We start from the raw sequence: 16,620 nt of genomic DNA on the forward strand, positions 1-16,620 counted from the left end.
CGGCGTTGTGCGCCATTATCCCGCCTGCGCGACCAATTTCTTCGGCTGGTGAATCGGCTCCGCGGCCGGGCTTGCCGCACCCAGCAGCTCGTCCAGCATCCGCTCGAGCGTGCGGAGCCCGTCGGGCGAGAGCACCGACTCGAGATGGCCCTGCACCGAGGCCACGCTCGGCCCGCGGAGTGCGTGCACGAAGCCCGTTGCGGCATCCGCCGCCACCTCGAGACCCAATCGCGGCGTCAGCGACCGGTTCGCGGCGGAGGCCGTGAACGTGTTGTAGAACCCGATCGCGGCGCGCTCGCCGAACAGCTCGACCGTGAGCTGCACGCCCTGGCGCGGGGCCGGCAGCGGGGCGAGCGGCAGCCCGGCGAGTGTCGCGAGCACCTGGTGGCTGAGGCACACGGCGAGCAGCGGCGCGCCACTCGCGAGGCGCGCCGCCATGAGCTCCCGCAGCCGGGCGATGCGGGCGTCCGACTCATCGCGGGGGTCGCCCGGGCCGGGACCGAAGACGACGAGGTCGTCGGATGCCGCGGGCTCGGCCTCGTTCCACGGCACGACGCGGGCCTCGACGCCGAGGTGTCGCAACTGGTGCGCGAGCATCGTCGTGAAGTCGTCGCCGGCGTCGATGACGAGCGCGGTGGCGCCGCGGGAGGGGTGGCTCGCCTGCGGCGTGCCCCAGAATGCCGCGAGGTGATCGTTGCGCGAGTCAAGGAGCGTGGCGATGCGCTCGCGCTCCCGCTGCACGGTGCCCCGCTGCACGGTGCCCCGCTGCACGGTGCCACCCGCAGGGGTTCCGGATGCGCCCGGCGCGGCGGAAGCGGCCGGCGCCGTCGGGCGCGGGATCGCGCCCAGCGCCGTCAGCACGCCGGCGGCCTTCGCATGGGTCTCGGCGACCTCGCCCGCGGGGTCGGAGTGGCGCACGAGGGTCGCTCCGACCGGCACTCGAACCCGGCCGGCGCCGTCGACGTACGCCGTGCGGATGAGGATCGGCGCATCGAGGTCGTATCCGCCGGCCGTCGGCGTGAAGCGCGCCAGCACGCCCGCGTAGTACCCGCGCGGCGTCGACTCGTGCCGCGCGATCACGGTGCAGGCGTTGCCCATCGGCGACCCCGTCACCGTCGGGGCGAACATGGTGCGGCGGAGCACTTCGCGCGGGTCGAGGTCGCTGCGCCCCTCGAGGAGATACTCGGTGTGGGTGAGCCGCGACATCCGCTTCAGGAACGGGCCGCGGATGCGCCCGCCGGTGGGGCAGACCGCGCTCATCATCTTCAGCTCTTCGTCGACGACCATCACGAGCTCTTCGCGTTCCTTGACGTCGCCGAGGAAGGTCACCAGCTCGTCGTCGTCGGGCGGCCCGTCGAGATGCCGGAAGGTGCCGCTGATCGGGTTCATCGACACGAGGCCGTCGATCGAGGAGACGTGCCGTTCGGGCGTCGCCCCGACGGCCGACAGGCCCGGCGTGTGCACGGCGAAGGTCCAGTACGCACCTATCTCGTGCTCGAGCAGCGACCGCAGCCAGCCGAGCACCGCACGGCCCGCCGGCGCATCGATGCCTCCCGTGAACTCCCGCCGGATCACGAAGTTCGCCCCCTCGCCGCGCCCGATCTCCTCGTCGATCACCCGGCGCACCCGAGCGGCGTACTCGGCGTCGCTCACGTCGACGTCGAGGCCGTCGACGGCGAGCGGATGCTCCGGCAGCATGCCGATGGCCTCATCGACGTCGATCGACTCGCGGTCGCGCACGACGAGACAGCGAAGGGGAGCCCCGTCGTCGTGTGCGACGAAGCCGCGCTCGCGCACCTGCCGGAACGGCACGAAGGCGAGCACTTCGGCGCCGTCGAGCGGGATGTCGGCGAGCCGGTCGACGTCGACCACGTCGCCCACGAGCACGTCGAGTCGTTGCTCGTGCTCTCGGCGCACGACGGCGAAGGGCACGGGATCGGCGGTGGCGAGCAGGGCGGCGAGCAGTCGCGTCATGGGGATTCTCCGGTCGGGCCCTCGGGCGCCGCCCCCGCCTACGCGAAAACGACCGCCCTCGGGCGGTCGTCAGTACGTCGAAACGCGTGGCCGCCTAGGAGGCGGGCCACCAGCTCTGGTTCGACGAGGTCATGCCATGGATTCTAACACCACGCACCCGTGCCGCGCCGATACTCTTCGAGGGATGCCTGCCGAGACCGAGATCGTCACCCGCCTGCGCGCCGCCGGTTGCGTCTTCGCCGAAGACGAAGCCCGGCTGCTCGTCGAGGCGAGCGACGACGATTCCGAGCTCGATCGCCTGGTCGCACGCCGCGCCGCGGGCGAACCGCTCGAGTACGTGCTCGGCTGGGCCGAGTTCGCGGGTCTTCGCATCCGGGTGCTGCCGGGCGTATTCGTGCCGCGTCGGCGCACCGAGTTGCTCGCGGCCGAGGCAGCGCGACTCGCGACGGTCGCGGTGCTCGCCGGCCATGACGGCCGGGCCGGTGCGGCCGCACGAGATGCTGCCGTCAGCGCACCGGTCGTCGTCGACCTCTGCTGCGGCACCGGCGCGATCGGTGCGGCGGTCATGGATGCCGCGGGCCCCGTGCACCTCGTCGCCGCCGACCTCGACCCGATCGCCGTGCAGGCGGCGCGCATGAACCTCGAACCGCAGGGCGGTCTCGTGTTCGAAGGCGACCTCTACGACGCGCTCCCGGTCGAGCTTCGCGCGCGCATCGACGTGCTCGCGGTGAACGCGCCCTACGTGCCGAGCGAGGCGATCGCCATGATGCCCCCCGAGGCGCGCGACCACGAGGCCCGGCTGGCGCTCGATGGGGGCAATGACGGACTCGACGTGCATCGCCGGGTCGCGGCATCCGCTCGCTCGTGGCTCGCGCCCGGCGGCTCCGTGCTCATCGAGACGAGCGAACGCCAGGCGCCGGTCGCGCGTGCGCTCTTCGAGGCGGGTGGTCTCGCGACACGAATCCTGCATGACGCCGACGCCGACGCGACCGTCGTGATCGGAGTGCGGAACCCGGTGGGGTGACGCGATCGCAGGTCTCAGCCGCTCGCCTCAATCGGCCGAGCGCGCCGCGGCGAGCAGCTCGGCGACCTCGTCGTCGGTGGTCTGTCTGAAGTCGAGATAGTGCATGCCGACGGCCATGAAGCCGCGCGGTGCCGAGAGGCAGATGATCTCGTCGACCTCGGGATCCGCCGCGAGCGAGCCGAGCGCGTCGGGAGCCCCGACCGGCATCGCGAGCACGACGCGAGCCGCGCCCCGGGCCTTCGCCACCTGCGCGGCGACGCGCGCCGTGGCGCCGGTGGCGATGCCGTCGTCGACGATCACCGCGGTGCGCCCGTCGAGGGAGACGGGTGGCAGACCGCCGCGGAAGCGCGCGATCCTGACCTCGAGTTCGGCGCGCTCGCCGCGCTCGATCGCGCGCAGTTCGCCGGGGGAGACGTAGGCGGAGTCGATGATGTCGTCGTTCAGCACCCGAGCCCCCTGCTCGCCGATCGCCCCCATCGCCACCTCGGGCTGACCAGGCACGCCGAGTTTTCGCACCACGAGCACGTCGAGCGGTGCGCCGAGGGCCTGAGCGATCGGCGCGGCGACGGGTACGCCGCCTCGTGGCAGGCCGAGCACGACCGGGCGTTCGAGGTCGACGCTCTCGAGTGCGGCGGCGAGACGCCGACCGGCGTCTACGCGATTGAGGAAGTGCTCCATGACGTGCGTCCAAGCTGCCGACGCCAGCTTGGCGGTGCTGACCCGCGCAGCTCCATCGTGCTCACCTCCAATGCTCGCACCATCACGAGACGGTGCCAAGCGCTCCGGCTCGGCGTCGGGTGCCCGATACCGGGTGAGGACGGGAAATCCGAGCGAAGTTCGCGTCTCCGGTCTCCTCGCCTACACTGAACGAAATCCTTCCCCGCGAGGGGAACCCGTACAAAGGATTCGGCGGGACCCCCACCCGTCGGTTTGGAGTGCCCCCCTTGGGACGTCATGCTGTCGTGGCACCGGTGAAGATGCCGGGCCGCAAGCTCATCCTGTCCATCATCGGTGCCGTTGTCGTGGTCGGTGTCGTCGCCTCAGGCGTCTTCCTCTGGGTGGGCGGGTACCTGAATCCGATCTTCGCCTCGGCCGACCCCGGGTGCGCCGAGACCGAGAAGGTCGTCGTCGTCGCCGACACGTCCATCGCGCCCGCGCTCACCGAGATCGCCGAGCAGTTCGACGAGGCCTCCGAGTTGTGCCTGTCGACCGAGATCATCGCGCAGGACTCGGCCGACACGGCCGCGGTCGTCGCCTCCGGCGGAGCCGAGGCAGACGTGTGGGTACCCGAATCGAGCGTCTGGCTCGACCGCATGAACGCCACGGCCGCTTCGCTCGGCCAGTCGCTGCCCGAGGTCGAAGTGGGCAGCTCGATCGCCTCCTCGCCCGTCGTCTTCGCCGGCGCCGCGACGAAGGCGACGGAGCTCGCGAGCGAACCGGTGAGCTGGGCGCGCGTGCTCGGCGGTGCGCTGCCGACGATCCTGCCCGACCCCGAGGCGTCCGCGGCGAGCCTCGCCGGCCTCCTCGCCCTGCGTGGCCACACCTCGCAAGACGACCCGCGTCAGTTCGCGGGGGCCATGATCGAGCTCGGCAAGTCCATTCCGGCATCGACGAGCGCCGCGTTCGGCACGCTCAGCGCCGCTCAGCAACCGGCAGTAGTGGTCACGAGCGAGGCCCAGGTGGCGGCCTACAACCTCGACGATCCCGCCGAAGGACTCGTGGCCGCGTACCCCGTCGACGGCACGGTCTCCCTCGACTATCCCTTCGTGCACTTGTCCGTGGCGGACGCCGAGTCCGGCGAATCTGCGCCGGCGACCCGGGCAGAATTCGTCGACGCATTCGAGGCAGAGGTGCGCGCGAGCGCGAAGACGTTCGCCGCCGAAGGATTCCGCAGCCCCGACGGCACGGGCAAGCTCGACATCGCCGGCCTCGGTGCCGAGGCCCCCGCGGCGACGGCGGCACTCGACGGCGCTGCCCAGCTCGAGATCCTCCGCGCCTGGTCGGTGCTCACGCTGCGCTCGCGCATGCTCGCGGTGATCGACGTGTCGGGCTCGATGGAAGAGCCCGCAGAGAACGGACTGCGCCGAATCGACATCTTCCAGCAGGCCGCCGTCGGGGCGATGCAGAAGTTCTCGGGCGAGGTCGAACTCGGCGTCTGGGTGTTCTCGACCGCACGCAACGGCGAGCTCGACTACGAGGACCTCTCGCCGATCGCACCGCTCGGCGATGCCGCGCACATGCAGGAGATCGCCGGCATCATCCAGTCGCTGCCGACCAGGCTCGGCGGGGCGACCGGACTCAACGACACCACGCTCGCCGCCGTGCAGCGGGTTCGCGAGACCTACGACCCCGAAAAGGTCAACTCGGTGCTGCTCTTCACCGACGGCAGGAACGAAGACGAGAACGGCATCGACCTCGACACGCTGCTCGGCGAACTCGCCAAGATCGACGACCCGGCGAAACCGGTGCCCGTCATCATGATCGGATTCGGCCCCGACACCGACCTCGCGGCGATGCAGCGCATCGCGCAGGCGACCAAGGGCGCCGCATACTCGGCGTCGAAGCCCGAAGATCTCGGCACCGTGCTCGTCGACGCGCTCTCGCAGCGCAGCTGCCGCCCCGACTGCGGCTGACCCCGTGCACGGCGAAGGGGCCCGGCATCGGCCGGGCCCCTTCGTTCGTGCTGCTCGGCACCCGATCAGTGGGCGACGGGTGCGCCCTCCATCATGTCGGCGGGCTTGCGCACGAAGAACGCGCCGACGATCGCCGCGAGCGAGAGGATCGCGCCGACCAGGAACGCCGCCCTGATGCCCGACGCGGCTGCGACCTCGGCCGTCGCCCCGGTCGACGCGCTCGTCAGGGACTGCGCCGCCATGATCGTCACGAAGAGCGCCGTTCCGGCGGCGCCGGCGACCTGCTGCACCGTGCCCACGATCGCCGAGCCGTGGGAGTAGAGCCTCGGCTCGACGGAGCCGAGGGCCGAGGTGAAGAGCGGCGTGAACATGAAGGCGAGACCCGCCGAGAGGGCGATGTGCGCGATCAGCAGGAGCCACGGCGACGTCTGGTCGGTCACGAGGGTGAGCGACCAGAGCACCGCGCTCACGACGATCGAGCCGGGCACGAGCAACGGCGTCGGCCCGAGCCGGTCGAAGAGCCGGCCGACCGTCGGCCCGAGGAGGCCCATGATGAGTCCGCCGGGCAGCAGCAGGAGGCCGGTCGTGATCGGCTCGAGGTGCAGCACGTTCTGCAGGTAGATCGGCAGCAGGATGATCGTGCCGAAGAGCGCCGCCATCATGATCGCCATCAGGCCGATCGAGACCGCGAAGTTGCCCGAGCGGAAGGTGCGCAGGTCGAGCAGGGCCCGATCGTCGGGCTGCAGGGCGATCTGCCGCCAGATGAATGCGGCGATGCCGAGCGCGCCCACGGTGAGTGCGATCCACATCGGCGCTGCGCCGAGCACGCTGCCGCCGGTCTCGCTGCCGATGAGGCTGAGCCCGTAGACCACGCCGCCGAACCCGAACGCCGAGAGCACCACCGAGAAGACGTCGATGGGGATCGCGCGCGGCTCGCTGACGTTCTCGACCCGGCGGATGCCGATGACGAGCATCACGAGCGCGATCGGCAGCACGAGCCAGAACATGAACCGCCACGACAGGGAGTTCAGGATGAGGCCCGAGATGGTCGGCCCGATCGCGGGCGCGACCGACATGACGATGGAGACGCGGCCCATGAGGCGGCCGCGATCGCTCGGTGCCACGAGCGTCATGAGGGTGGTCATGAGCAGCGGCATCATGATGGCCGTGCCGCTCGCCTGCACGACGCGAGCGAGCAGGAGCACCTCGAAGCCCGGCGAAAGGGCGGCGATGAGCGTGCCCGCCGAGAAGAGGCTCATGGCGGCGATGAAGATCGGCCGCGTCGCGAAGCGCTGAAGCAGGTAGCCGGTGATCGGAATCACGACGGCCATCGTGAGCATGAAGGCGGTCGTGAGCCACTGGGCGTCGGAGATGGAGATGTCGAGGTCGTCGACGAGGTGCGGGATCGCGACGCCCATGATCGTCTCGTTGAGGATGACGACGAAGGAGGCGGCGAGCAGGAGCCAGATCACCCGGTTGTTGCGGGCACCGTGCAGCGCCTCGACATCGGAGTGTTCATGCATCGTGGCGTCGCCTGCGGAGGCGACGCCGGGGTCTTGGAGTTCGGGAACGGCGCGTTCGGTCAAGGAAAATGCGTCCAATCGATGACGGCGCAAAGCTGCGCCGGGGAATTGCGTCGAATACGTGGATCAACCCGCGTCGGAAGACACACTATTCCCCGATTCCGACATCGATCGGAACGCATGGAACCGCGCCCGTCGAGGGGCGGTTCAGTTGGGAAACTCGGTCGTCGCGGGGCGGTCTACGGAGCCGGGGCCGGGCCGTCGGTCGGAGTCGCCTCGGGCAGCCAACCTTTCAGGAGCTGCTCTTCGGGAGAGAGCTCGTCTTCGACGCGGCGGTCGGACTCGTCGTCGGCCGGGGTCGGAGGTGTCGAATTGCTCATGTTTCCACGATAGCGCGTACGGCCGACACCGCACGAGCGATGGATGCCGCGGCATCCGCCACCTCGCGTTCCGTCGTCGTGGCGCCGAGCGTGAACCGCACGGCCGTCTGAGCGAGCTCGGCCGGCACGCCGATCGCCGTGAGCACGTGCGAGGGCTCGTCGCTGCCGGCCGCGCACGCGGAACCGCTCGAGCAGATGATGCCATCGGCCTCGAGTTCGAGCAGCACCGCCTCGCCGCTCGTGCCCGGGAAGACGAAGGAGACCGTGCCGGGCAGCCGGTGCTCGGCATCGCCGGTCGATCGTGCGCCGGGAACCGTCGCGCCGACCCGCGCCGCGAGCTCGGCACCGAGCGCGCCGACGCGGGCCGCGGCATCCGCTCGCTCGGCCTCGGCGAGGCGCAGCGCCGTGGCGAACGCGACCGCCCCCGCGACGTTCTCGGTGCCCGATCGGCGACCCCGCTCCTGCCCGCCGCCGTGCAGCACCGGCTCGATGGGCAACCGGCCGCGCACGATGAGCGCGCCGGTGCCCTTCGGCGCCCCGACCTTGTGGCCCGCGAGGGAGAGGGCGTCGACGCCGAGACCGGCGAGCGAGAGCGGCAGCCAGCCGGCCGCCTGCACGGCATCGCTGTGCATCAGGGCGCCGGCGGCGTGCGCCACCTCGGCGAGACGGGCGATCGGCTGCACCGTGCCGATCTCGTTGTTCGCGAGCTGCACCGACACGAGTGCGGTGTCCGGCCGGATGACGCGGGCGAGCGCCGAGGGCTCGACGACGCCGCCCGCATCGACGGCGACCTCCGACACCTCGAAGCCGTGCACACGGGCGAGGTACGCCGCCGACTCCAGCACCGCCTCGTGCTCGATCGGCGAGACCACGAGGTGCCGGCCGCGCGGGTTCGCGAGGGCGAGTCCCTTCACCGCGAGGTTGTCGGCCTCGGTGCCGCCGCTCGTGAAGACGACGTCGCCGGGTCGGCAGCCGACGACCGCCGCGACCGTCGCCCGTGCGTCCGCGAGTGCGCGGGCCGCCTCGTCGCCGAGCGAGTGGCGGCTCGACGGATTGCCGAACGCCCCCGAGAGGAACGGCCACATGGCCTCGAGCGCCTCCCGGCGCACGGGAGTCGTCGCAGCGTGGTCGAGGAAGATCACGTCTCGATCACCACATCGAGCCCGAGATCGAGCGAGCGCACCGAATGAGTGAGGGCGCCGACCGAGATGACGTCGACGCCCGTGGCCGCGATCTCGCGCACGGTCTCGAGGCGCACCCCGCCCGACGCCTCCACGACCGCGCGACCGGCGATGAGCGCGACGCCCGCCCGAAGCTCGTCGGGCGTGAAGTTGTCGAGCATGACCGTGTCGGCGCCGGCGGCCAGCACGGCCTCGACCTGATCGAGCCGGTCGACCTCGACCTCGAGGTGGGCGGTGTGCGGCATCCGCTCGCGGGCGGCCCGCAGCGCGGTCGCGAGATCGTGCCCGCCCGCCGTGAGCACGGCGAGGTGGTTGTCCTTCGCCATGACCGCGTCGGAGAGCGAGCGGCGGTGGTTGCGCCCGCCGCCGTCGCGCACCGCCTGCCGTTCGAGGCTGCGAAGCCCGGGCGTGGTCTTGCGGGTGTCGACGATGCGCGCACGGGTTCCGCTCGTCTCGGCCACGTAGCGCGCCGTCAGTGCCGCGATGCCCGACATGCGCTGCACGAGGTTCAGGCCGACTCGCTCGGCGCGCAGGATGCCGCGGGCCAGGCCGCTGACCCGAGCGAGCACCGCACCCGCCTCGAACGAGTCGCCGTCGTCGGCGAAGGTCTCGACGGTCACTCCCGGGTCGACGAGCCGGAAGGCCGCCGCGAACACCCGGATGCCGCTGAGCACGCCCGGCTCGCGGGCCACGAGCTCGGCCGCAGCGGCGGCATCGACCGGGATGAGCGTCTCGGAGGTGAGGTCGCCCCACGGCGCGTCCTCGTCGAGCGCGGCGCCGACGATGCGGTCGATCTCGCGAGCGTCGGTCATCAGTCGGCCTCTCCTAGGCGGCGGAACGGGTCGATACGGTTCCCGGCGATGCAGTCGGTCATCAGTCGGCCTTTCCAGAGAGTCGGAACCGGTCGATGCGGTTCCCGGCGGTGCAGTCGTTCATCAGGCGGCCTTTCGGTCGAGCGTCGTCGTCATGGCCGGAATCGACTGCGACTCGGGGGCATCGGTGCGGAAGTGCGCGCCGCAACTGGCCTGGCGTGCGAGTGCGGCGGCGACGGTGAGCCGGGCGAGATCGAGCAGGTTGCGGTCCTCCGCAGAGTGCCGGTTGCGGTGATCGGCGGCGCGCCAGGCATCGAGCCGAGCGGATGCCGCGAGGAGCCCGTCTTCGTCGCGCTCGAGTCCGACGTGGCGCCACATCAGGTCTTGCAGCTCGGCGCGGTCGACGACGTCGCCGGCCGCATCCGCGGACGGCCGCGTCGGATCTGCGTGCCCGAGCACCGCCGCCGGGCGGTCGGAGCCGATCGCCCGCACCGCCCGCTCGGCGAACACCGCGGCCTCGAGCAACGAGTTCGAGGCGAGGCGGTTGGCTCCGTGCACGCCCGTGCGTGCCACCTCTCCGACGGCGAAGAGGCCGGGCAGGCTCGTGCGGCCGTCGAGATCGACGTCGACGCCGCCCATGGCGTAGTGCGCGGCGGGCGTCACCGGCACCGGCTCGTGCGCCCAGTCGAACCCCGCAGCACGCACGACGGCGTCGAGCCCGGGGAAGCGCCGAGCGAGCCGGTCGCCGCCGAGCGCCGACGCGTCGAGGCGTACCGGAGCACCGCCCTGCTCGAGCGAACGGCGCCAGACGGCCCGCGCCACGACGTCACGCGGGGCCAGCTCGCCGCGCGGATCGATGTCGAGCATGAATCGGCGCCCGCGTAGGTCGCGGAGCACCGCGCCCTCGCCGCGCACCGCCTCGGAGATGAGCGGAGTGCCGGGCGCGTCGAGCGCGGTGGGGTGGAACTGGGTGAACTCGAGGTCGGCGACGTGTGCTCCGGCACGCCACGCGGCGGCCACCCCGTCGCCGGTCGCCACCGCCGGATTCGTCGTATGCCGGTAGAGGCATCCGCTGCCGCCCGTAGCGAGCACGACCGCGTCGGCTCGGCGCTCGATCAGCGCTCCGGATGCCCCGAGCAGCCGTGCGCCGACGGCGCGCCCGCCCTCGACGACGAGGTCGAGCAGCATCGTCCGCTCGTCGATGCGCACGCTGCGCCGGCGCACCGTGCCGACCAGCGCGCGCTCGATCGCCGCACCGGTGGCGTCGCCGCCCGCGTGCAGGATGCGTGCGCGGGAGTGCGCAGCCTCGAGTCCGCGCTCGAGGCCCGACTCGTCGCGATCGAAGGCGACGCCGAATCGGATCAGGTCGCGAACCCGGGCGGGGCCCTCGTCGACCAGCACCCGCACTGCGGCGGGGTCGGCAAGGCCCGCGCCCGCCTCGATCGTGTCGGCGAAGTGACGCTCCGCCGAGTCGTCGGGGAAGAGCGCCGCGGCGATGCCGCCCTGCGCGTAGCGGGTATTGCCCTCGGTGAGCTCGGCCTTGGTGACGAGCTCGACGGAGTGCCCGGCGTCGGCGGCCTTGACCGCGGACCAGAGGCCCGCGATGCCGCCGCCGATCACGAGCACGTGCGCCATGTCAGGCTCCTGCGGCCGCGACTGCGGGAGCCACGACGGGCGGCTTCGCCGCAAGCATTCGCTCGAGTGCCACGCGGGCCGGCTCGGCGACGTCGTCGGCCACCGTGATGCGGTTGACGACGCGCCCCGCGACGAGCTCTTCGAGCACCCAGGCGAGGTAGCCCGGGTGGATGCGGTACATCGTCGAGCACGGGCAGACGACCGGGTCGAGGCAGAAGATCGTGTGCTGCGGGTACTCCGCGGCGAGACGCTGCACGAGGTTGATCTCGGTGCCGATCGCGAAGGTCGAGCCGGCGGGGGCCGCCTGGATCGCCTTCACGATGAAATCGGTCGAGCCCGCGGCATCCGCTGCGTCGACGACGGGCATCGGGCACTCGGGGTGCACGATGACCTGCACGCCCGGGTGCGACTCCCGGGCGGCGGCGATCTGCTCGACCGTGAACCGCTTGTGCACTGAGCAGAATCCGTGCCAGAGGATGACCCGGGCGTCGTCGAGCCCGGCAGCGGAGTTGCCGCCGAGTGCCTTGCGCGGGTTCCACATCGGCATCTGCTCGAGGGGTACGCCCATGGCCTTCGCGGTGTTGCGGCCGAGGTGCTGGTCGGGGAAGAACAGCACGCGCCGCCCGCGCTCGAACGCCCACTCGAGCACCGTCTTCGCGTTCGACGAGGTGCAGACGATGCCGCCGTGCCGGCCGACGAAGCCCTTGAGCGCGGCGCTCGAGTTCATGTAGGTGACCGGAATGACGGGCACTCGTCCGTCGGCGTCGACGGCGTCGAGGTCGCCGTAGACCTCTTCGAGCTGCTCCCAGCACTCCTCGACGCTCGATTCGTCGGCCATGTCGGCCATCGAGCAGCCGGCGGCGAGGTTCGGCAGGATGACCGCCTGCTCGGGCGTCGAGAGCAGGTCGGCGGTCTCGGCCATGAAGTGCACGCCGCAGAAGACGATGGCCGCGGCATCCGGGCGGGTGAGCGCGGCGTTCGCGAGCTGGAACGAGTCGCCGACGAAATCGGCGTGCTCGATGACCTCGTCGCGCTGGTAGAAGTGGCCGAGCACCACGACGCGATCGCCGAGCGCGGCCTTCGCCGCGCGGATGCGCGCGTGCAGCTCGTCATTCGGCGCGGTGCGGTACGACTCGGGCAGCGCGCCCTGGCGCGGCGACCCGGTCGGGATCACGTCGCCCATCGAGGAGCCGGGACCGTAGCCGGCCGGACCGTCGTCGAACTGCCACGGTCCGTTCGCGAGCTCGGGTGCACAGGTCTCGCCCGCCGTCGCGCCCGTCGTGATGAGCCGGATGGCGCGATCGACGGATGCCGCGGCGCGGGTGCCGTCGATGGAGATGGTCATGATGCGGGTCGCTCCCTCGTGAATGGTTCGCGGGCCTCGGCCGTGCGGGCGGAGGAGTCGTAGCGGTAGAGCTTGGGTGGTCGGTGCGGTGCGCCGGCCAGGCGCTCGCCGGTCTCGCGCAGCGTGCCCGACGCGAGCAGGGTGCGACGGAAGTTCGCGGGGTCGAGCGGGCGCTGCAGCACGGCTTCGTACACCTCGCGCAGTTCGGCGAGCGTGAAGGTCTCGCCGAGGAAGGCGTGTGCGATCTCGGCGTACTCGACCTTCGTGCGCAGGCGCCACAGCGCGTAGTCGACGATGCGGTTGTGGTCGAAGGCGAGGCCCGGCAGGGTGTCGGCCGGCACCCAGCGCACGTTCGGGCCGACCGCTGCGCGGGCCGCCTCGTCGCTCTGCACGAGCGCCCAATAGACCACGGAGACGACGCGCCCGCCGGGGGAGCGGTCGACCTCGCCGAAGGTGTAGAGCTGCTCGAGGTACTTCGGCGCGAGGTCGGTGGTCAGCCGCAGGGTGCGTGCGGCAGCGGCCTCGAGTTCTTCGTTCGGCGGCAGCCATCCGCCGGGGAGCGCCCAGAGTCCGAGCTGCGGCTCGCGCGTGCGCCGCACGAGCGGGGTCCACAGCACGGGGCGGCCGGTGTGGTCGGGGCGGAGCGCGAAGATCACCGTCGACACGGCGAGGCGGGTCGACGCGTCGTTCTGCACTTCGTCGGCCTGCGGCATCCCTCGTCCCTCCGCTCTTCTGGTCAGTCTGACTTGAACTCGATTCGAGCACAGCTTACAGTCATCCTGACCCGAACCCCACTCGGGATGCTCCGCCGCTCCTGGTGCCCGTCATCCGCTCCCCGTGTGCCCGACATCCGCTCCCGTGTGCCAGACATCCGCTCCCGTCATCGAGTCAGCAGATATGCACCGAAAGGAGCCTCGAAAGCGTGCGTGTGTGCCGACTCGATCTCGGGCGTCTGCTGGCGCAGGTGCGAGCGAGCGGGTGTTCGCGCGAGCGGGCGCTCGCTACCCTCGCCATCCGTGCTGGCGCAGACGGGCCTCGATCCGGTCGGTCGTCTCTCTCGAGGCCGCGGTGTCATGGTCGGGCACGTCCACCGCGCTGACCCGCACCACTGCCCATCCGATGTCCTGCAGGCGCTCGTAGCGGCGGATGTCGCGGCGGAACTGCCCGCTCTTGCGATGGTGATCACCCTCGTACTCGATCGCCACGCGGTAGTCGGGATAGGCGAGATCGACGGTCGGGGCATACCAGCCCAGCCGCGGATCCCGCACCATGAAGCCGGCCACCGGTTCGGGCAGGCCCGCCCCGACGATGCGCAATCTGAGCAGGCTCTCGCGTCGCGAGAGCGGGCCGTGCCGCACGAGCGGGAGCGCGGTGCGAAGCCGGATCGCACCCGGACTTCCGCGATGGCCGGCGACGCCGGCCGCGAGCATCGCCACGGTCGCGGCCGGCCGTCGACCGCCGAGGGATTCACGCCCGGTGACGAGGTAGTCGCCGGCCGCGACGAGATCATCGACGCCGAGGAGCGTCGAGAGCTGGCACCACGTCGTCACCGCGTCGGTCATCGCGATGCCGCCGGCGGTGAGTGTCAGAGTCCGTGCGGGATCGAGCTGATGACCGATGACGCCGCGCACCCGCGGCTGCGGTGCGCCGGCGAACACCGAGACGTGCAGCCGCTGGTCGCGTTCGAGGGCGAGCGGCAGCGGAACCCCGTTCAGGAGCGCTGCCGTGGCGTGGCTGAAGAACTGCGTCGGCGGCATCCGTCGCGCATAGGCGGTGACGAGGTTCGGGATCGAGCGTTCTGCGCCCGCGTCGAGTCGTGCGCCGCGGTAGGGCGTGACGAGGTCGGATGCGGCGAGGCGGCGGCGGCTCGCTCCGTATCGCCGGGCGTCGGCCTCGGCGAATGCCATGAGGGCGGCGACCTCTTCGGGAAGCGGGGAGGGGCGACGCATCCGCTCAGCGTGCCGGAGTCGCGCCGCTCACCCGGTGAGTTGTCCACACCCCGCCGCACTCGATCGCGTCGGCGGAATCCGTACAGCAGAAATGCACGCTCTGGTCGCGCCAGAGCGTGCTTTTCTGCTGACTCGAACGCGAGCGCCAGGCGAGCGCCCGGCGAACGACGACGCAGCAGCCTCACCTCCCTGCGCGCCGAATCGCAATGGCGGGATGCCGTACGCCCCCGCTGATAGGATCAGGGCACAACCTCATACCGGGCCATCGACGCGTCGCGGGAGAGCCGGCAGTTCAGTCAACGCAGCACGCTGTTGGCCCAGCTTTGGCCGGCACCGAAGGAGCAAGCCTCCCCGCCAATCTCTCAGGTCACTACACCGCGATGACGAGGCCGCTCTGAAAAGTGGATTCCGCGACGCATCGCGGGCTCCCGCCCACGGTGAAAGCGCTTCGACCCGCGTGAAACTCTCAGGCTCATGACAGAGGGGGAGTTCCCACACGGCATCGCCGTGCGAATCGTGACCCGCCGGCGTCGACGCCGGCAAGTCTGGAGAACTCTCGTGACCAACGAACCCGGTACCGCAAGCTCCGAGCGGCGGAGTCCCCTCGACGCCGTCCACCGCGCCGCGGGCGCGAGCTTCACCGACTTCGCCGGCTGGCAGATGCCCGTGCGCTACTCGAGCGACCTCGCCGAGCACCACGCCGTGCGCACCACTGCGGGGCTGTTCGACCTGTCGCACATGGGCGAGATCGTGCTCATCGGCCCGGGGGCCGCTGCGGCACTCGACCACGCGCTCGCCGGAAGGCTCTCGGCCATCGAGATCGGGCAGGCGAAGTACTCGCTGCTGCTCGCCGACGACGGCGGCATCATCGACGACCTCGTCGTCTACCGCACGGGCGACGACCGGTACATGGTCGTCGCCAACGCATCGAACGCCTCCGTCGTCGCCGACGAGCTCCGCACCCGCGCCGCCGGCTTCGACGCGATCGTCTCCGACGAGAGCGACGACATCGCCCTCATCGCGCTGCAAGGGCCCGACGCCCGTGCGGTGCTACTCGAGACGCCGGGCTTCGGCGTCGACGGGCCGGGCAACGACGAAGAGGACTTCGACGCGAAGCTCGACGCCCTCAAGTACTACCACGCCTTCGCGGGCACGTTCGAGGGCGAGCCGGTGCTCGTCGCTCGCACCGGGTACACGGGCGAAGACGGCTTCGAGCTCTACCTCGCCCCCGAGCGGGCGACGCGGCTCTGGGAGGCGCTCGCCGAGACCGGCGGCCCGAGGGTGACCTCCTGCGGCCTCGCCAGCCGCGACACGCTCCGCCTCGAGGCGGGCATGCCGCTCTACGGTCACGAGCTCAGCCGCGACATCCTGCCGGTGCAGGCGGGGCTCGGCCGGGTGGTCGCCCTCGCCAAGCCCGACGACTTCGTCGGCCGCGCCGCCATCGAGCAGGGGCCGGCAGCGGATGCCCCGGTGCTCGTCGGTCTCGCCGCGGCCGGCCGTCGTGCGCCGCGCGCCGACTACGAGGTCTTCGACGGCGAGGGCGAGTCCGCCGCCCGCGTGGGGGTCGTCACGAGCGGGGCGCTCTCGCCGACGCTCGGCCACCCCATCGCCATGGCCTTCGTCGCCCCCGATGCCGCCGAAACCGGTCGCGAGCTCTACGTCGACGTGCGCGGCACGCGCATCCCGGCGTCCGTCGTCTCCCTCCCGTTCTACAAGCGCAACGCCTGATCCCTGCAGACCTGCACGACCGCACGATCGCACCCACCGCACGATTCTCGAGGAGCCTCCCATGACCGACCAGACCGCCCTGCAGTACACCGAAGAACACGAGTGGATCGCCCTCGACGGCGACGTCGCCACGATCGGCATCACCGACTACGCCGCCGACAAGCTCGGTGACGTCGTCTACGTCGACCTGCCCGCGGCCGGCACGACCGTGACCGAGGGCACCGTCGTCGGCGAGATCGAGTCGACCAAGTCGGTCGGCGAGCTCTTCGCACCGGTCAACGGCGAGGTCGTCGAAGCCAACCAGGCCGTCGTCGATTCGCCCGAGCTCGTCAACAGCGATCCCTTCGGCGACGGCTGGCTCATCAAGGTCTCGACCTCGAGCCTGCCCAAGCTCCTCACGCACGACGAGTACCGCGCACTGGTCGGAGAGTAACGA

General features: G+C 71.4%; 14 protein-coding genes and 1 riboswitch. Of the genes, 4 read left to right on the forward strand and 10 right to left on the reverse strand.

All coding sequences use genetic code 11. The features are described from left to right. Positions 1-15: 15 nt before the first annotated feature. Entirely contained in the window at positions 16-1,974 is a 1,959-nt protein-coding gene (locus tag DCE93_RS03990; RefSeq protein WP_108594744.1) for an anthranilate synthase family protein, read from the reverse strand. A gap of 184 nt (positions 1,975-2,158) precedes the next feature. Here DCE93_RS03990 and DCE93_RS03995 point away from each other — a divergent pair, with 184 nt between their 5' ends. Then, positions 2,159-2,998 (forward strand): putative protein N(5)-glutamine methyltransferase, encoded by an 840-nt coding sequence (locus DCE93_RS03995; RefSeq protein WP_108594745.1) that lies wholly within the window; start codon positions 2,159-2,161, stop codon positions 2,996-2,998. A 27-nt stretch (positions 2,999-3,025) separates the two neighbouring features. On the opposite strand, the gene DCE93_RS04000 is transcribed toward DCE93_RS03995, so the two are convergent. After that, entirely contained in the window at positions 3,026-3,676 is a 651-nt protein-coding gene (locus DCE93_RS04000; RefSeq protein ID WP_108594746.1) for a phosphoribosyltransferase, read from the reverse strand. A gap of 266 nt (positions 3,677-3,942) precedes the next feature. On the opposite strand from DCE93_RS04000, the gene DCE93_RS04005 reads away from it, so the two are divergent. Further along, positions 3,943-5,631 (forward strand): substrate-binding domain-containing protein, encoded by a 1,689-nt coding sequence (locus DCE93_RS04005; RefSeq protein ID WP_146184933.1) that lies wholly within the window; start codon positions 3,943-3,945, stop codon positions 5,629-5,631. A gap of 65 nt (positions 5,632-5,696) precedes the next feature. Here the strand turns inward: DCE93_RS04005 and DCE93_RS04010 are convergent, their stop codons facing one another. The 8 genes from DCE93_RS04010 to DCE93_RS04040 all read right to left on the reverse strand — a co-directional run bounded on the left by DCE93_RS04010 (position 5,697) and on the right by DCE93_RS04040 (position 14,456). Continuing rightward, the gene (locus tag DCE93_RS04010) at positions 5,697-7,154 is read right to left on the reverse strand and encodes an MDR family MFS transporter (RefSeq protein WP_108596577.1); all 1,458 of its coding nucleotides are present in this window, start codon (positions 7,152-7,154) and stop codon (positions 5,697-5,699) included. 239 nt (positions 7,155-7,393) lie between these two features. Continuing rightward, a complete protein-coding gene (locus DCE93_RS14540; protein WP_168186163.1) occupies positions 7,394-7,534 on the reverse strand; it encodes a hypothetical protein in 141 nt (46 codons plus the stop codon). Then, positions 7,531-8,676 carry a cysteine desulfurase family protein gene (locus DCE93_RS04015; RefSeq protein ID WP_108594748.1) on the reverse strand — a complete coding sequence of 382 codons (1,146 nt, stop codon included), beginning with the start codon at positions 8,674-8,676 and terminating at the stop codon, positions 7,531-7,533. Before DCE93_RS04015 ends, DCE93_RS14540 begins: the two co-directional genes overlap by 4 nt. Further along, a complete protein-coding gene (gene nadC / locus DCE93_RS04020; RefSeq protein ID WP_108594749.1) occupies positions 8,673-9,527 on the reverse strand; it encodes a carboxylating nicotinate-nucleotide diphosphorylase in 855 nt (284 codons plus the stop codon). The genes DCE93_RS04015 and nadC overlap by 4 nt, the downstream gene beginning before the upstream one ends. Positions 9,528-9,650: 123 nt before the next feature. Continuing rightward, entirely contained in the window at positions 9,651-11,162 is a 1,512-nt protein-coding gene (nadB, locus tag DCE93_RS04025; RefSeq protein WP_108594750.1) for an L-aspartate oxidase, read from the reverse strand. A gap of 1 nt (position 11,163) precedes the next feature. After that, complete coding sequence (nadA, locus tag DCE93_RS04030; protein WP_108594751.1) at positions 11,164-12,507, reverse strand: quinolinate synthase NadA; 1,344 nt, start codon at positions 12,505-12,507, stop codon at positions 11,164-11,166. Continuing rightward, entirely contained in the window at positions 12,504-13,220 is a 717-nt protein-coding gene (locus DCE93_RS04035) for an NUDIX hydrolase (protein ID WP_108594752.1), read from the reverse strand. The genes nadA and DCE93_RS04035 overlap by 4 nt, the downstream gene beginning before the upstream one ends. Positions 13,221-13,508: 288 nt before the next feature. Beyond that, positions 13,509-14,456: an endonuclease domain-containing protein gene (locus tag DCE93_RS04040; RefSeq protein ID WP_146184934.1), complete on the reverse strand. Its 948-nt coding sequence runs from the start codon at positions 14,454-14,456 to the stop codon at positions 13,509-13,511. Between the two features lie 266 nt (positions 14,457-14,722). Beyond that, a riboswitch (glycine riboswitch) is annotated at positions 14,723-14,844 on the forward strand. A 170-nt stretch (positions 14,845-15,014) separates the two neighbouring features. On the opposite strand from DCE93_RS04040, the gene gcvT reads away from it, so the two are divergent. Both gcvT and gcvH read left to right on the forward strand, forming a co-directional pair. Continuing rightward, positions 15,015-16,184: a glycine cleavage system aminomethyltransferase GcvT gene (gcvT, locus tag DCE93_RS04045; protein ID WP_244284233.1), complete on the forward strand. Its 1,170-nt coding sequence runs from the start codon at positions 15,015-15,017 to the stop codon at positions 16,182-16,184. 61 nt (positions 16,185-16,245) lie between these two features. Beyond that, a complete protein-coding gene (gcvH, locus tag DCE93_RS04050) occupies positions 16,246-16,617 on the forward strand; it encodes a glycine cleavage system protein GcvH (protein ID WP_108594755.1) in 372 nt (123 codons plus the stop codon). Positions 16,618-16,620 lie beyond the last annotated feature (3 nt).

Origin of the sequence: Agromyces badenianii (genome assembly GCF_003070885.1) — a bacterium.
Classification (GTDB): domain Bacteria; phylum Actinomycetota; class Actinomycetes; order Actinomycetales; family Microbacteriaceae; genus Agromyces; species Agromyces badenianii.

Bases quoted from the DNA above. Each gene is read 5' to 3' on its own strand.
- DCE93_RS04040 (WP_146184934.1), bottom strand. From the start codon at position 14,456: ATGCGTCGCCCCTCCCCGCTTCCCGAAGAGGTCGCCGCCCTCATGGCA.
- nadB (WP_108594750.1), bottom strand. From the start codon at position 11,162: ATGGCGCACGTGCTCGTGATCGGCGGCGGCATCGCGGGCCTCTGGTCC.
- DCE93_RS14540 (WP_168186163.1), bottom strand. From the start codon at position 7,534: ATGAGCAATTCGACACCTCCGACCCCGGCCGACGACGAGTCCGACCGC.
- DCE93_RS04035 (WP_108594752.1), bottom strand. From the start codon at position 13,220: ATGCCGCAGGCCGACGAAGTGCAGAACGACGCGTCGACCCGCCTCGCC.
- DCE93_RS03995 (WP_108594745.1), top strand. From the start codon at position 2,159: ATGCCTGCCGAGACCGAGATCGTCACCCGCCTGCGCGCCGCCGGTTGC.
- DCE93_RS03990 (WP_108594744.1), bottom strand. From the start codon at position 1,974: ATGACGCGACTGCTCGCCGCCCTGCTCGCCACCGCCGATCCCGTGCCC.
- DCE93_RS04010 (WP_108596577.1), bottom strand. From the start codon at position 7,154: ATGCATGAACACTCCGATGTCGAGGCGCTGCACGGTGCCCGCAACAAC.
- nadA (WP_108594751.1), bottom strand. From the start codon at position 12,507: ATGACCATCTCCATCGACGGCACCCGCGCCGCGGCATCCGTCGATCGC.
- nadC (WP_108594749.1), bottom strand. From the start codon at position 9,527: ATGACCGACGCTCGCGAGATCGACCGCATCGTCGGCGCCGCGCTCGAC.
- DCE93_RS04000 (WP_108594746.1), bottom strand. From the start codon at position 3,676: ATGGAGCACTTCCTCAATCGCGTAGACGCCGGTCGGCGTCTCGCCGCC.
- gcvH (WP_108594755.1), top strand. From the start codon at position 16,246: ATGACCGACCAGACCGCCCTGCAGTACACCGAAGAACACGAGTGGATC.